This window comes from Streptomyces sp. NPDC014733 (assembly GCF_043083385.1).
Classification (GTDB): domain Bacteria; phylum Actinomycetota; class Actinomycetes; order Streptomycetales; family Streptomycetaceae; genus Streptomyces.
The window spans coordinates 139130-153729 of record NZ_JBIBYO010000006.1 but is presented as its reverse complement, the minus strand read 5'-3'; the positions used below and the strand labels follow the sequence as shown (position 1 = coordinate 153729).

The following is a 14600-nucleotide window of genomic DNA, read 5'->3' as shown; positions in this document are numbered from 1 at the left end:
CCCCCGATCGCAGGCAGTGCCCTTCACGGGCGCCACGTTCGCATCCGCGGGAGGCTCGCAGGCCGGACCTGAGACAGGGGCACCCAAGCGGTTGATGGCGGTGAGCAGCGCTTCTCCATCCCGTGTCAGCTCGGCCACTCAGATGAATCGCGACTGAGAAAATGACACGAGATTTGAGAACCTACAGCGGCCTGCTACGTCTGCGCCATGTCCACGAACCGCGAGTAGTGGCCCTGGAACGCCACCGTGATCGTGGCCGTCGGGCCGTTACGGTGCTTGGCGACGATCAGGTCCGCCTCGCCGGCGCGGGGGGATTCCTTCTCGTAGGCGTCCTCGCGGTGCAGCAGGATGACCATGTCCGCGTCCTGCTCGATGGAGCCGGATTCACGCAGGTCGGAGACCATCGGCTTCTTGTCCGTGCGCTGCTCGGGGCCACGGTTCAGCTGTGAGAGGGCGATGACCGGGAGCTCCAGCTCCTTGGCGAGCAGCTTCAGGTTTCGGGACATGTCCGAGACCTCCTGCTGGCGGCTCTCGGCGCGCTTGGAGCCGCCCGACTGCATCAGCTGGAGGTAGTCGATGACCACCAGCTTCAGTTCGTTGCGCTGCTTGAGGCGGCGGCACTTCGCGCGGATCTCCATCATGGAGAGGTTCGGCGAATCGTCGATGTAGAGCGGCGCGGCGGACACGTCCGGCATCCGGCGGGCCAGCCGCGTCCAGTCCTCGTCGGTCATGGAACCGGACCGCATGTGGTGCAGCGCCACCCGCGCCTCGGCGGAGAGCAGACGCATCGCGATCTCGTTGCGCCCCATTTCCAGGGAGAAGATCACGCTCGGCAGGTTGCTCTTGATCGAGCAGGCACGGGCGAAGTCCAGCGCGAGGGTCGACTTACCCATCGCGGGACGCGCCGCGATGACGATCATCTGGCCCGGGTGCAGGCCGTTGGTCAGAGCATCGAGGTCGGTGAAGCCGGTGGGGACGCCGGTCATCTGGCCCTGGCGGGAGCCGATCGCCTCGATCTCGTCGAGCGCGCCCTCCATGATGTCGCCGAGCGGCAGGTAGTCCTCGCTGGTCCGCTGCTCGGTGACGGCGTAGATCTCCGCCTGGGCGCTGTTGACGATCTCGTCGACGTCGCCGTCCGCCGCGTATCCCATCTGCGTGATCCGGGTGCCGGCCTCGACCAGGCGGCGCAGCACCGCCCGCTCGTGGACGATCTCGGCGTAGTACTCCGCGTTGGCCGCCGTCGGGACGGACTGCACCAGGGTGTGCAGATACGAGGCGCCGCCGACCCGGGCGATCTCGCCGCGCTTGGTCAGCTCCGCCGCGATGGTGATCGGGTCGGCCGGTTCGCCCTTGGCGTAGAGGTCGAGGATGGCCTGGTAGACCAGCTCGTGGGCGGGGCGGTAGAAGTCCTCGCCCTTGAGGACCTCGACGACGTCGGCGATGGCATCCTTGGACAGCAGCATGCCGCCGAGGACGGACTGCTCGGCATCCAGATCCTGCGGCGGGACGCGCTCGAAGCCACCGGACCAGGAGCCGCCCTCCTCGTCGCGCTCGGAGCGGTCACCGCGGCCGCGGCCCTTGCCGTCGCCCCGGCGGAAGCGGCCGGCCGGCAGCCGGTCCCCCGGACCGGAGTCCGCCCAGGGGTCGTCCATGGGCTCTGCCACGCTCACCCCGGCACCTCCTCCCGTCCGCGGCGCGGACCTCGCCGTGCCTCTTCCTTCTTACGGCACGGCTCCGACAATTGAGACGCCCGACTCCGGTTACGGCGCGTCGAGTTCACTGGGCACTCGGGCCGAAAACAGGTGGCGGGCGCCGGTCAACGGTAGGCCCGTACGCACCGTCCGCCAATCTGGTTATCCACAGGCGGTGTGGATGACTGGCCCTCAGCTGTGGAGAACTCCCCCGTTCCTGTGCACGGCCTGGGGGAAACCACTGTGGACAAGCACACAATCAACCCGATCGCACCCCTGTGACCTGCGGATTCACCATCCATAGCCTGTGGGGGAGAAAAACTTCGACAACCTGTTCATGATCGACGCCGCAGACGTGTGCCCCCTCACCCCGCCCAGCGAAAAGTAAGGATCACACTCGTCTTGCATCTATTACCTGTGGAAGATTAGATTGTGCGCATGACACAGGCTCCCGCGACGCCACGGCGCTCCACCCGCCGCCACGACCGCGAGATCATCGCACTCGCCCTGCCTGCCTTCGGCTCCCTCGTCGCGGAACCCCTGTTCGTCATGGTCGACAGCGCCGTCATCGGCCACCTCGGCACCCCGCAGCTCGCCGGGCTCGGCGTCGCCGCCGCCCTGCTCACCACCGCCGTCTCCGTCTTCGTCTTCCTCGCCTACGCCACCACCGCCGCGGTCGCCCGCCGGGTCGGCGCCGGCGACCTGCCCGCCGCCATACGACAGGGCATGGACGGCATCTGGCTCGCCCTCCTCCTCGGCGCCGCCGTCATCGCCGCCGTCCTGCCGACCGGCCCCGCGCTCGTCGAACTGTTCGGCGCCTCCGGCACCGCCGCCCCGTACGCCACCACCTACCTGCGGATCAGCGCCCTCGGCATCCCCGCGATGCTCGTCGTGCTGGCCGCCACCGGCGTCCTCCGCGGCCTCCAGGACACCCGCACCCCGCTCTACGTCGCCGTCGGCGGTTTCACGGCCAACGCCGCCCTCAACATCGGCCTGGTCTACGGCGCCGGGCTCGGCATCGCCGGCTCCGCCTGGGGCACCGTCATCGCCCAGTGCGCCATGGCCGCCGTCTACCTCACCGTGGTGGTCCGCGGCGCCCGCCGGCACGGCGCCTCGCTGCGCCCCGACGCCGCCGGGATCCGGGCCTGCGCCCAGGCGGGCGTGCCCCTCCTCGTCCGCACCCTGTCGCTCCGCGCCGTCCTCATGATCGCCACCGCGGTCGCCGCCCGGCTCGGCGACGCCGAGATCGCCGCCCACCAGATCGTCCACACCCTCTGGTCGCTGCTGGCCTTCGCCCTGGACGCCATCGCCATCGCCGGCCAGGCCATCATCGGCCGCCACCTCGGCGCGGGCGACGAGGACGGCGCCAAGGCCGCCTGCCGCCGCATGGTGCAGTGGGGCATCGCCTCCGGCGTCGTCCTCGGCCTCCTCGTCGCGGCCGCCCGGCCGCTGTTCATCCCCCTCTTCACCAGCGACCCCGCGGTGCGCGGACTGCTGCTCACCACTCTTCTGGTCGTCGCCCTCACCCAGCCCGTCTCCGGCGTCGTCTTCATCCTCGACGGCGTGCTGATGGGCGCCGGGGACGGGCCGTATCTGGCCTGGGCGATGCTGGTGACGCTGGCGCTGTTCACCCCTGTGGCGCTGGCCGTCCCGGCGCTCGGCGGCGGGCTCGCGGCGCTGTGGTGGGCGATGGCCCTGATGATGGCCATCCGGATGCTCACGCTCTGGCTCCGGGCACGCTCCGGCCGGTGGATTGTGACCGGCGCCTTCCGCTGAACCACTACCGATCTTCGGAGCGTTGCCGATAATGACGGAGTGCGCCCGCTTGCCTGGAAATCGCTGCTCCCCCTGACGCTGGTGGTCATCGGGGCAGGCGTCCTCACGGGTTATGCGACCGAGGAGCCGCCACCGCCCCTCGCCGCGCCGAACGGCTTCGGAAAATCCGGCACCGGTGACGAGCCGCCCCAGGACCAGGACCCCGCGGCGACCGCCCCCGCGTCGGACGGCAGCGCCTACACCCCGCGCCGTACGGAGGAGAACGCCCGGATCGGCGCGGTCTTCGAGAAGGACGACACCGGCAACCACTTCTGCACCGCCAGCGTGGTGCAGAGCCCCGGGCGGAACATGCTGGTCACCGCAGCGCACTGCGCCTTCGACCCGGAGACCGGAAAGCCGGTCGACGATCTCGTCTTCGCCCCGGACTACCGCGACGGCGACGAACCCACCGGCCTGTGGAAGGTCCGGAAGATCTTCGTCGACCACCGCTGGGCCTCCTCCGACGACGAGGACCTCGACGTCGCCTTCCTCACCCTGGACGCCAAGGGCGGCAAGCAGATCCAGGACGTCCTCGGCGGCAACACCCTCGGCATAGACCGCGGCTTCGACAACGAGGTCAAGATCACCGGCTACCCCAGCAGCCGGGACACCCCGATCTCCTGCCAGAACCGCACCACGAAGTACAGCAGCACGCAGATGCGCATCCAGTGCGACGACTTCGCGGGCGGCACCAGCGGCAGCCCCTGGCTCGCCGACTACGACCCCAAGAGCCAGACCGGCACGGTCATCGGCGTCCTCGGCGGCCATCTCGGCGGCGGGGACGAGGACGACGTCTCGTACGCCGCCTACTTCGACGACGACATCGCTGCCCTCTACCGGCGCGCCCAGGCCGGCGACTGAGCCGCCCCGGACACGGCGAAGGGCCGCACCCCGTTCCCGGGATGCGGCCCTTCAGCGTTTACTGCCCAGCTCAGGCGGCGACGACCTCGACGCCGACCTTCGCGGTGACCTCGGCGTGCAGACGCACGGAGACCTGGTGCGCGCCCAGGGTCTTGATCGGCGAACCGATCTCGACGCGACGCTTGTCGACGTCCGGACCACCGGCAGCCTTGACCGCCGAGGCGATGTCGGCCGGGGTGACGGAGCCGAACAGACGGCCGGCCTCGCCGGCGCGGACCGCGAGCTTCACCTTGACGCCCTCGAGCTGGCCCTTGACCTCGTTGGCCTGCTCGATCGTGGCGATCTCGCGGATCTTGCGACCGCGGCGGATCTGCTCGACGTCCTTCTCGCCGCCCTTGGTCCAGCGGATCGCGAAACCGCGCGGGACCAGGTAGTTGCGGGCGTACCCGTCCTTGACGTCAACGACGTCGCCGGCGGTGCCGAGGCCGGAGACCTCGTGGGTGAGGATGATCTTCATGTTTCGGTCACCCTTCCCTTATCGCGCGGTGGACGTGTAGGGCAGCAGCGCCATCTCACGGCTGTTCTTCACTGCCGTGGCGACATCGCGCTGGTGCTGGGTGCAGTTGCCGGTGACTCGGCGGGCACGGATCTTGCCGCGGTCGGAAATGAACTTCCGCAGCAGGTTCGTGTCCTTGTAGTCGACGTAGGAGATCTTCTCCTTGCAGAACACGCAAACCTTCTTCTTAGGCTTGCGAGCAGGCGGCTTCGCCATTGTCTCTCTCCAGTGAGTTCAAGAAGTTTGTGCTGACGCCCTGAGGCCGCGGGCCGGAATCCCACGACGTTTCACGTGAAACGTCGCGGACGGCCGCACGGACCTAGAAGGGCGGCTCGTCCGAGTAGCCGCCGCCGGAGCCACCGCCCCAGCCACCGCCGCCGCCACCCTGCTGCTGGCCGCCGCCGGAGGGGCCGCCGGTCGCCCACGGGTCGTCGGCGGGAGCACCGCCGCCGCCCTGCTGCTGGCCGCCGCCGGGGCCGCCGCCCCAGCCGCCGCCACCCTGGCCACCGCTCTGCGGACCGCCGCCGAAGCCGCCGCCGCCCTGGCCACCACGACCGCTGGTCTTGGTGACCTTGGCCGTGGCGTTGCGCAGGCTCGCGCCGACCTCGTCGACATCGAGCTCGTAGACCGTGCGCTTCACGCCCTCGCGGTCCTCGTACGACCGCTGCTTGAGGCGGCCCTGCACGATCACGCGGGTGCCCCGCGTGAGGGACTCGGCGACGTTCTCCGCCGCCTGACGCCACACCGAGCAGGTCAGGAACAGGCTCTCGCCGTCCTTCCACTCATTGGTCTGACGGTCGAAGGTGCGGGGAGTGGACGCGACGCGGAACTTCGCGACCGCCGCACCGGACGGGGTGAAGCGCAGCTCGGGGTCGTCGACAAGATTGCCGACGACCGTGATGACGGTCTCGCCTGCCATTAGGGGAACCTCTCGGCGGGTGTGCTGCTGGCTGCTGGTGTTGCTGCTACTCGGACCCGGTTACCGCTGACGCCGAAGCGTTCAGTGGGTCTCGGGACGGAGGACCTTGGTCCGGAGGACCGACTCGTTCAGGTTCATCTGACGGTCGAGCTCCTTGACGACCGCAGGCTCGGCCTGCAGGTCGATGACCGAGTAGATGCCCTCGGGCTTCTTGTTGATCTCGTACGAGAGACGACGACGGCCCCAGGTGTCGACCTTCTCGACCTTGCCGTTGCCCTCACGGACGACGGAAAGGAAGTTCTCGATCAGGGGAGAGACAGCGCGCTCCTCCAGATCGGGGTCGAGGATGACCATCACCTCGTAGTGACGCATGTGGAACCCACCTCCTTTGGACTCAGCGGCCACGGTCGTTCCGTGGCAGGAGGGTCGTTATGCGTTCCGCGCCGGCCCTGCCGGGATATCCGGACAGAGATGGGCGCAGACCGTACAGCGTACCCGCTGCCACGCTTCCGGTTGAAATCCGACCGCGAATCCCCGCAATCTGGAACACATCGGGTGTGAGCGGCGCGACACCGCGCCGCCTCTCATGGGAGGTGCCGCATGGCACAGGCAGTAAGGACCCAGCACAACCGGCTCGCGTTCCTCAACAGCGACGGCAGGTCACATCCCGTCGAGAACACGCTGGCCACCGTCACCCTGGTGCTCGGCGCCATCGCCGTCTTCACCACCCTCGCGCCCGGCCTGCACCTGGTCAGCTCCTGGGTCGGCATCGTCGGCATCGCCACGGGGCTCTGGAGCCAGTTCGTCTCGTCCACGACCGGTGAGCGCTTCATGACGATCATCGGCCTCGGCGCCTCGGCCGTCGGCCTCTACATCGGCATCGCACACGGCGGCCCCTTCGGCGGCCTCTTCTGACGCCGCCGGTCCGCTCCGCACCCGAGGCGGCGCCCATCGCGGGCGCCGCCTCCGCCGTGGCCCGCGGCCCCCTCGGCGCCGGGCGGGGCGGGCGCGGACGCGGCTCCCGTACGCCTGAACGGGACGCTCCCCAGTAGGCTTCGGCGCGAGAGCCGGAGCCCCGACCCTGGGGACACACCTGCCGAGGAGCGCCCCGCATGAGCCTGACCCTGAGGACCATCAGCCGAGAGCAGCATCTGGCGTACATCCAGAATCTGCCCGCGGCGAGCCACATGCAGGTCCCGGCCTGGGCAGACGTCAAGTCCGAGTGGCGCTCGGAGAACCTCGGCTGGTTCGACAAGAGCGGCGAGCTGGTCGGCGTGGGTCTGGTCCTCTACCGCCAGCTCCCCAAGATCAAGCGGTACCTCGCCTACCTGCCCGAGGGCCCGGTCATCAACTGGTACGCGCCGAACCTGGAGGACTGGCTCCAGCCCATGCTGGCGCACCTCAAGCAGCAGGGCGCGTTCACCGTGAAGATGGGCCCGCCGGTGATCATCCGCCGCTGGGACGCCCCCGCGATCAAGGCCGGTATCCAGGACCCGGACGTCAAGCGGCTGCGGGACGTGGAGGCGACGCACATCGAGCCGCGCGCCTTCGAGGTCGCCGACCGGCTGCGCAAGATGGGCTGGCAGCAGGGCGAGGACGGCGGCGCCGGCTTCGGTGACGTCCAGCCCCGCTACGTCTACCAGGTGCCGCTCGCCAACCGTTCGCTGGAAGAGGTCCACAAGGGCTTCAACCAGCTCTGGCGCCGCAACATCAAGAAGGCCGAGAAGGCCGGTGTCGAGGTCGTCCAGGGCGGCTACGAGGACCTGGCCGAGTGGCAGCGGCTCTACGAGATCACCGCGGAGCGCGACAAGTTCCGCCCGCGCCCGCTCGGCTACTTCCAGCGCATGTGGACGGCCCTCAACTCCGAGGACCCCAACCGCATGCGGCTCTACTTCGCCCGCCACAACGGCGTGAACCTCTCGGCCGCGACGATGCTGGTCGTCGGCGGACACGTCTGGTACTCCTACGGCGCCTCCGACAACATCGGCCGCGAGGTGCGCCCGTCCAACGCCATGCAGTGGCGGATGCTGCGGGACGCCTACGCGCTCGGCGCGACCGTGTACGACCTCCGCGGCATCAGCGACTCGCTCGACGAGAACGACCACCTCTTCGGTCTGATCCAGTTCAAGGTCGGCACCGGCGGTCAGGCGGCGGAGTACCTCGGCGAGTGGGACTTCCCGCTCAACAAGCTGCTCCACAAGGCGCTCGACATGTATATGTCGCGCCGCTGACCCCCTGCGCACGTCCTTCCGTCACACCAAGCAACGAGAAAGGTCCCGGGCCCGGCCATGGCGCTCACCCTCTACGTCGACACCGCACGCTGGCGGGCGCATCACCAGAGCGTTCTCCAGCAGTTCCCCGGGCTCGTCCCGGTCTGCAAGGGCAACGGCTACGGCTTCGGCCACGAGCGCCTCGCCGACGAGGCCGCCCGTCTCGGGGCCGACATCCTCGCCGTCGGGACGACCTACGAAGCGGCCCGGATCAAGGACTTCTTCAGTGGTGACCTCCTCGTTCTGACGCCGTTCCGCCACGGTGAGGAGCCGGTGCCGCTGCCCGACCGCGCGATCCGTTCGGTCTCCTCGGTCGAGGGGGTGGGCGGCCTGGTGGGCGCCCGCGTCGTCATCGAGGTCATGAGCAGCATGAAGCGGCACGGGGTCACGCCGGAGGACCTGCCCAAGCTGGCCGCCGCGATCGAGGACGTCCGGCTGGAGGGCTTCGCCATCCACCTGCCGCTGGACCGCACCGACGGCTCCGACGCCGTCGAGGAGGTCATCGGCTGGATGGACCGGCTGCGGGCCGCCCGCCTTCCGCTGCACACCATGTTCGTCAGCCATCTCAAGGCCGAGGAGCTGGCCCGGCTCCAGCAGCAGTTCCCGCAGACCCGCTTCCGCGCGCGGATCGGCACCCGGCTCTGGCTCGGCGACCACGAGGCCACCGAGTACCGCGGTTCGGTCCTCGACGTCACCCGGGTCGCCAAGGGCGAGCGCTTCGGCTACCGCCAGCAGAAGGCCGCATCCGACGGCTATCTGGTGGTCGTGGCCGGTGGCACCTCGCACGGCGTCGGCCTGGAGTCGCCCAAGGCGCTGCACGGCGTGATGCCGCGGGCCAAGGGCGTGGCGCGGGCCGGCCTCGCGACGGTCAACCGCAACCTCGCCCCGTACGTCTGGTCCGGCAAGCAGCGCTGGTTCGCGGAGCCGCCGCACATGCAGGTGTCGATCCTCTTCGTCCCGAGCGATGCGCCCGCACCGCAGGTCGGCGAGGAGCTGGTGGCGCACCTGCGGCACACCACGACCCAGTTCGACCGGATCGTCGACCGCTGACCGGGGCCCACGGCCCGTACGGCGAAGGCCCGGCACCGCGGTGTTCCCGCGGTGCCGGGCCTTCGCCCGTTCCGGAGCCCGGTCACTCCCGTACGGTGCCCCAGCGCACCCGCGGGGCGGCCTCGAAGTGCACGGCGGGGCGGGGGTGCGGGGAGCGGCCCAGGACGAAGACGTCGGGTGCCCGGTCGAGGACACCGCCGGACGGGTCGTCCTCACCGGCCTGGCGGACCACGTCACGCTCCGGCAGCAGCACATCGCGGACGACGACGGCGCAGAGGTAGAGCGTGCCCAGCAGATGCATCAGGATCGCCAGCTGGTAGCCCTCCGGCGGCAGGCCCTGGTGCTTGTCACCGCTGCCCGTGTAGGCGAGGTACATCCAGATCCCCAGGTAGTACAGGACCTCGCACCCCTGCCAGATCAGGAAGTCCCGCCACCGCGGCCGGGCCAGCGCCGCCAGCGGGATCAGCCACAGCACGTACTGCGGGGAGTACACCTTGTTCGTCAGGATGAAGAGCGCGACGACGAGGAAGGCGAGCTGCGCGAAGCGCGGACGGCGCGGTGCGTAGAGGGTGAGCAGGGCCAGGCCGCCGCAGCCGAGGAGCATCAGCAGCGTGGCGTAGAGGTTGGCGTTCTCCAGTGGGTTGCCGGTGCGCTGGGAGATCAGCAGCCATACGGAGCCGAAGTCGATCGGCCGTTCCTGGCTGAAGGTGTAGAACTTCGCCCATCCCTCACGGACGTGGAAGCCGCTCGCGTCGTGCGCGAACATCACCGGGAGGTTCACCACGAGCCAGGAGGCCACGGCGCCGGTCAGACACCTTCCGTAGGCACGCCAGGTGCCGGCCCGCCAGCAGAGCACCAGCAGGGGGCCCAGGAGGAGGACGGGATAGAGCTTGGCGGCGGTCGCCAGCCCGATGAGCACGCCGGCGCGGAGCGGTTGGCTGCGGGACCACAGGAGCATGCCCGCGGCGGTGAGCGCGACGGCGAGCAGATCCCAGTTGATCGTGGCGGTCAGTGCCAGCGCGGGTGCCAGCGCGACGAGCAGCCCGTCCCAGGGGCGGTTACGGTGCGTACGGGCCACGCAGACGACGAGGACGGCGGCGCAGACCATCAGCATCCCGGCGTTGACCAGCCAGTAGATCTGCTCGCGCTGGACGATCTCGCCGCCGTTCGGGGTCAGCCAGGAGGCGACCTCCATGAACAGCCCGGTCAGGACGGGGTACTCCAGATACTCCATGTCACCGGGCAGCCGGTCGAAGTAGGGAATGAGCCCGTCGGCGAAGCCGCGCCCCGAGAAGAGATGGGGGATGTCGGAGTAGCAGGCGTGGACGTACTGCGTGGTGGCGCCGAAGAACCAGCCGCCGTTGTAGCAGGGGAGCTTCTGCACCATCCCGAGGGCGAACATGCCGAGGGCGACGAGCACGATCACCCGGACGGGGGTGAGCCTGCTCGTACCGGGCAGCGCCCGGCGGCCGAACGGGCCACCGAGCAGCTCGCTGCCGGCTGCCGCGACCTCGTCCCGCTGTGTGGGCCGTACGGACTCGTCCCCGCGCACGCTCGTCATGGCCCCATCCTGCCGCACGCCCCTGTGCGGAACGCGGCGAAGCCCCCGCCCGGTCGAGCCGGGTCGGGGGCTTCGCGATGCGCTGTTTCACGTGAAACGGCCGTGGGTTCGGCTGCCGCTGCGGCGGGCCGTTTCACGTGAAACGGAGGTGGATCAGGGGTTCCCCCCGCTGGGGCCACCGATCCAGCCACCGGGACCGCCGCCGCTCGTCGGATCCGGCGACTGGGTGTCACCACCGGTGTCGCCGCCCGGCCCCCCGCCGGGACCGCCACCGGGACCGCCGCCGGGGCCGCCGCCCGTACCGCCGTTGTTCTGGCAACCGATGTCCCAGTCGGCGCAGGTCTCCGTGGCCGTGGGCGTCGGCGAGTGGGTCGGCGTCTCGGAGTGCGAAGGCTTCTCCGAGGGCGTGTGGGACGGCGTCTCCGACGGCTTCATGGTCGGCGTCGGGGACGGCATGCCCGCCTCGTCGAAACGCTGTCCGATGGGCGTCGCCGCCGGGAAGTCCTCCACCGGCGTGCCCTCCAGCGCCTGGATCATGTACTGCGTCCAGATCTGGGTGGGCAGCGCACCACCGTGGATCGAGTCGAAGCCGCCGACACCCTTCATGGAGAGCTGGCGGGGGTTCTTCGGGTCCTCACGGAACATCGAGATCGCGGTCGACAGCTGCGGGGTGTACCCCACGAACCATGCCGACTTGTTCTCGTCGGTGGTACCGGTCTTGCCCGCCGCGGGACGGCCCAGATTCGACGCCTCCGCCTTGGCCGTACCGTTCGTGATGACGTTCTCCAGCACCTTGGTGACGTTGTTGGCGATGTCCGGGTCGATCGCCGGTTCCGTCGTGGGCGTCTCGATGCCGTCCACCGCCTCGCCGTGGTGCTTCACCTCGGTGACCGAGTACGGCTCCACCTTGGTGCCCGACTTCGCGAAGGTCGCGTAGGCGTTGGCCATGCGGATCGCGCTCGGCGTCGAGGTGCCGAGGGCGAACGAGGGGTTGAGGGACTTGTCGAAGCTCGCGTCCGAGATGCCCGCGGCGCGTGCCATGTCCCGCACCTTGCTCATCCCGACGTCCATGCCGAGCTGCACGAACGGGGTGTTGACCGACTGCTCCATCGCCTTCTTGAGGGTGATGTAGCCCCAGGGATGCTCGCTCTCGTTCTTCTGGTAGAAGGGCGAGTTGTCCTTCGACAGATAGTCCGTGCCGTCGGCGTTCTTCACCTTGAGGTGGTCGTTGCCGTTGTAGCGGCTCTCCGGAGAGATCGGCTGGCCGTTGCTGTGCTGCGTCCCGTACTTCATCGCCGCCGCGAGGACGAACGGCTTCCAGGTCGAGCCGACCGGCACACCGAAGGTGTCGGCGTTGTTGCTGAAGTGGCCCTTGTCGTAGCCCTCACCGCCGTATATCGCGACGATCTTGCCCGTCCCGGGCTCCACCGAGGCGCCACCGAACTGGACGTACTTGTCCTTCTCCCGCTTCTCCGGGTCGATGAAGCGCTTGTCGACCTTCTTGACCGAGTTGGCCAGCGCGGTGACCTTCTTCTTGTCGAAGGTCGTGTAGATCTGGTAGCCGCCCTTGTCGAACGCCGCCTGGCTGAGGTGGGTGTTCTTGAGGACGTACTTCTTGGCCGTGTCCATCAGATAGCCGATCTGGCCGTTCTGGCTGGCCGACGACTTCAGTTCCTTCGGCATGGGGAACTTCGTGTACTTGGCACGCTCGCTCTTCGACATCAGGCCCACCTGGACCTCGCGGTCGAGCACCCACGACCAGCGGCCCCTTGCCCGCTTCTCGTTCTCCTGGGGGCTGGCGTTCGGAACCGAGCCGCCTGCGGGGTCGTACAGCTCGGGCCCCTTGAGCACTGTCACCAGCAGGGCGGCCTCGTCCGGCTTCAGCTCCCGGGCGTCCTTGCCGTAGTACGCCTGGGCCGCCGCCTGGATGCCGTAGGAGCCGCGCCCGAAGTAGCTGGTGTTGAAGTAGCCCTGGAGGATCTTGGGCTTCGGCACCGTCCCGCCGACCTTGATGGAGATGAACAGCTCTTTGAACTTACGGGTCAGCGTCTGATCCTGACTCAGCATTGCGTTCTTGACGTACTGCTGAGTGATCGTCGACCCGCTTTGGGTCTCCTCGCCCTTGGCCATCTTGACCAGGGCGCGGACGATGCCCATGGGGTCGACGCCGGAATCATCCCGGAACGACGCGTTCTCCGCGGCGATCGCCGCGTTCTGCATCGACATCGGGATGTCGCTGATCTGGACGATCTGCCGGTTGGTCTCGCCGTCGCGGGCCATGACGTCGCCGTTGGCCCAGTAGTAGATGTTGTTCTCCTGCCGTGCCGCGATGCTCTCCTTGGGCACCTCGACCAGCCACAGAGCGATACCGGCGGTCCCGACTATGACGCCCAGGAAGACGACGCACAACGTCGTGACCAACTTCCAGGACGGCACGAAACGGCGCCACCCGTCGCGCCCGGCCCGCGGGTAGTCGATGAAGCGCTTCTTGGCAGGACCTTCCCCACCACGGCCACGGCCGCCGCCCGCACCACCCGCGCCGCCCGCACCACCACCGCGACGACCCCTGCCACCGCCTCGTCCGCCGCCGGCCCCCGCCGCGTCGTCCGCCCGCCGGCGACCGCCGCGCTGAGCTGCACGTCGCGCTTCCGCCCGGCCTCCTGGAGGCCGCTCCTGGCCGTGCGCAGCAGAGTGGGACGTGGAGCCGGAAGCAGTGCCACGGGGCGCCGCGCGACGCCCCGTTGATTGCTGCGCGGCACGTCGGGCCGCGGCGCGACCGCCACCTTGCGGCTGTGGCGGTTTGCGACGGTGCTCGCTCATGGAACGAATACTCCTCGGGCAGGCGCGCTATCTCGTCGCCTGAAGGCGGTGGTTGTCTTCAGGTCCCCCCGATGCACGGCCCGTTCCTGACGCGCGGGCCGCACTACACCGAGCACGGGGACGCCAGTTATCGGCCCACGGTTCCCGGCAGTCTGCATGCCGCACAGACTACGCACGGCCAAAACCTGCCCACCGCCTAAATTCACTCCAAATCAGGCAGGTTGGACCCTATGAATCGGTGATGTGACGCCGTTCACCGCACCCTTGCTTGTCCCGTCCCACGTGGCGTTCTATCGTCTGGATGTATCGAGTCGATACATCAGCACGGCATAAAGAGCGCGCGAGGTCGAGGAGGCGGAGGATGAGCAGACGCTCCGGCGTCCTCGAGTTCGCCATTCTGGGCCTGCTGCGCGAGTCCCCGATGCACGGCTACGAGTTGCGCAAGCGGCTCAACACTTCACTCGGGGTTTTCCGCGCGTTCAGCTACGGCACCCTCTATCCCTGCCTCAAGGCGCTGGTCGCGAACGGCTGGCTCATGGAGGAGCCGGGCGGTCCGCCCGAGGGCGCGCCCGCCACGGCTCTGACCGGACGCCGGGCGAAGATCGTCTACCGCTTGACCGCGGCGGGGAAGGAGCACTTCGAGGAGTTGCTCTCGCGCTCCGGCCCGGACGCGTGGGAGGACGAGCACTTCGGCGTCCGTTTCGCGTTCTTCGGCCAGACGTCGCGGGACGTCCGCATGCGCGTGCTGGAAGGACGCCGCAGCCGGCTGGAGGAACGTCTCGAAAGGATGCGTACCTCCCTGGCCCGCAGCCGTGAACGGCTGGACGACTACACCCTCGAACTCCAGCGCCACGGCATGGAATCCGTGGAGCGCGAGGTCCGCTGGCTGAACGGACTCATCGAGAGCGAGCGCACCGGGCACGATCGGCATACGCCCGGGACCGCTGAGCGGGACAAGCAGGATCAGTCAGGAGACACGGACGGCCTGCCCCGGCACCGGGGTGGTTCCCGGCCGGATCCGTCCGATGACACCACCACATGAGGTCCTGTCCGGCAG

The 14600-nt window shown here is 69.1% G+C and carries 13 protein-coding genes; 6 read left to right on the top strand and 7 right to left on the bottom strand.

Annotation, left to right across the window (positions count from 1 at the left end; all coding sequences use genetic code 11):
* Nucleotides 1-194: 194 nt before the first annotated feature.
* Nucleotides 195-1652 carry a replicative DNA helicase gene (gene dnaB / locus ACF1BH_RS16635; protein ID WP_345089692.1) on the bottom strand — a complete coding sequence of 486 codons (1458 nt, stop codon included), beginning with the start codon at nucleotides 1650-1652 and terminating at the stop codon, nucleotides 195-197.
* 477 nt (nucleotides 1653-2129) lie between these two features.
* Between dnaB and ACF1BH_RS16630 the strand changes: the two genes are divergently transcribed.
* Both ACF1BH_RS16630 and ACF1BH_RS16625 read left to right on the top strand, forming a co-directional pair.
* Complete coding sequence (locus ACF1BH_RS16630; RefSeq protein WP_391643194.1) at nucleotides 2130-3467, top strand: MATE family efflux transporter; 1338 nt, start codon at nucleotides 2130-2132, stop codon at nucleotides 3465-3467.
* A gap of 39 nt (nucleotides 3468-3506) precedes the next feature.
* Nucleotides 3507-4367, top strand: coding sequence for a trypsin-like serine peptidase (locus ACF1BH_RS16625; RefSeq protein ID WP_391643193.1), 861 nt, complete (start codon nucleotides 3507-3509; stop codon nucleotides 4365-4367).
* Nucleotides 4368-4437: 70 nt separating this feature from the next.
* On the opposite strand, the gene rplI is transcribed toward ACF1BH_RS16625, so the two are convergent.
* The 4 genes from rplI to rpsF all read right to left on the bottom strand — a co-directional run bounded on the left by rplI (nucleotide 4438) and on the right by rpsF (nucleotide 6214).
* Entirely contained in the window at nucleotides 4438-4884 is a 447-nt protein-coding gene (gene rplI / locus ACF1BH_RS16620) for a 50S ribosomal protein L9 (protein WP_345089343.1), read from the bottom strand.
* 18 nt (nucleotides 4885-4902) lie between these two features.
* Nucleotides 4903-5139 (bottom strand): 30S ribosomal protein S18, encoded by a 237-nt coding sequence (gene rpsR / locus ACF1BH_RS16615; RefSeq protein WP_003978893.1) that lies wholly within the window; start codon nucleotides 5137-5139, stop codon nucleotides 4903-4905.
* Between the two features lie 103 nt (nucleotides 5140-5242).
* Entirely contained in the window at nucleotides 5243-5842 is a 600-nt protein-coding gene (locus ACF1BH_RS16610) for a single-stranded DNA-binding protein (RefSeq protein ID WP_391643192.1), read from the bottom strand.
* 81 nt (nucleotides 5843-5923) lie between these two features.
* Entirely contained in the window at nucleotides 5924-6214 is a 291-nt protein-coding gene (gene rpsF, locus ACF1BH_RS16605; RefSeq protein ID WP_003978891.1) for a 30S ribosomal protein S6, read from the bottom strand.
* Between the two features lie 228 nt (nucleotides 6215-6442).
* Between rpsF and ACF1BH_RS16600 the strand changes: the two genes are divergently transcribed.
* The 3 genes from ACF1BH_RS16600 (at nucleotide 6443) to ACF1BH_RS16590 (ending at nucleotide 9162) form a co-directional block, all read left to right on the top strand.
* Entirely contained in the window at nucleotides 6443-6757 is a 315-nt protein-coding gene (locus ACF1BH_RS16600; protein WP_391643191.1) for a hypothetical protein, read from the top strand.
* A 197-nt stretch (nucleotides 6758-6954) separates the two neighbouring features.
* On the top strand, nucleotides 6955-8073 hold the full coding sequence (locus ACF1BH_RS16595; protein WP_391643190.1) for a lipid II:glycine glycyltransferase FemX: 1119 nt from the start codon (nucleotides 6955-6957) through the stop codon (nucleotides 8071-8073).
* Nucleotides 8074-8130: 57 nt separating this feature from the next.
* The gene (locus ACF1BH_RS16590) at nucleotides 8131-9162 is read left to right on the top strand and encodes an alanine racemase (protein ID WP_345089327.1); all 1032 of its coding nucleotides are present in this window, start codon (nucleotides 8131-8133) and stop codon (nucleotides 9160-9162) included.
* Nucleotides 9163-9244: 82 nt separating this feature from the next.
* Here ACF1BH_RS16590 and ACF1BH_RS16585 read toward each other — a convergent pair whose 3' ends face one another.
* Together ACF1BH_RS16585 and ACF1BH_RS16580 are read right to left on the bottom strand one after the other, a co-directional pair.
* A complete protein-coding gene (locus ACF1BH_RS16585; protein ID WP_391643189.1) occupies nucleotides 9245-10723 on the bottom strand; it encodes a glycosyltransferase family 87 protein in 1479 nt (492 codons plus the stop codon).
* 153 nt (nucleotides 10724-10876) lie between these two features.
* Nucleotides 10877-13543, bottom strand: a complete 2667-nt coding sequence (locus ACF1BH_RS16580; RefSeq protein WP_391643188.1) for a transglycosylase domain-containing protein — start codon at nucleotides 13541-13543, stop codon at nucleotides 10877-10879.
* Nucleotides 13544-13904: 361 nt separating this feature from the next.
* Here ACF1BH_RS16580 and ACF1BH_RS16575 point away from each other — a divergent pair, with 361 nt between their 5' ends.
* Nucleotides 13905-14585, top strand: coding sequence for a helix-turn-helix transcriptional regulator (locus tag ACF1BH_RS16575; RefSeq protein ID WP_391643187.1), 681 nt, complete (start codon nucleotides 13905-13907; stop codon nucleotides 14583-14585).
* The last annotated feature ends 15 nt before the right edge of the window (nucleotides 14586-14600 follow it).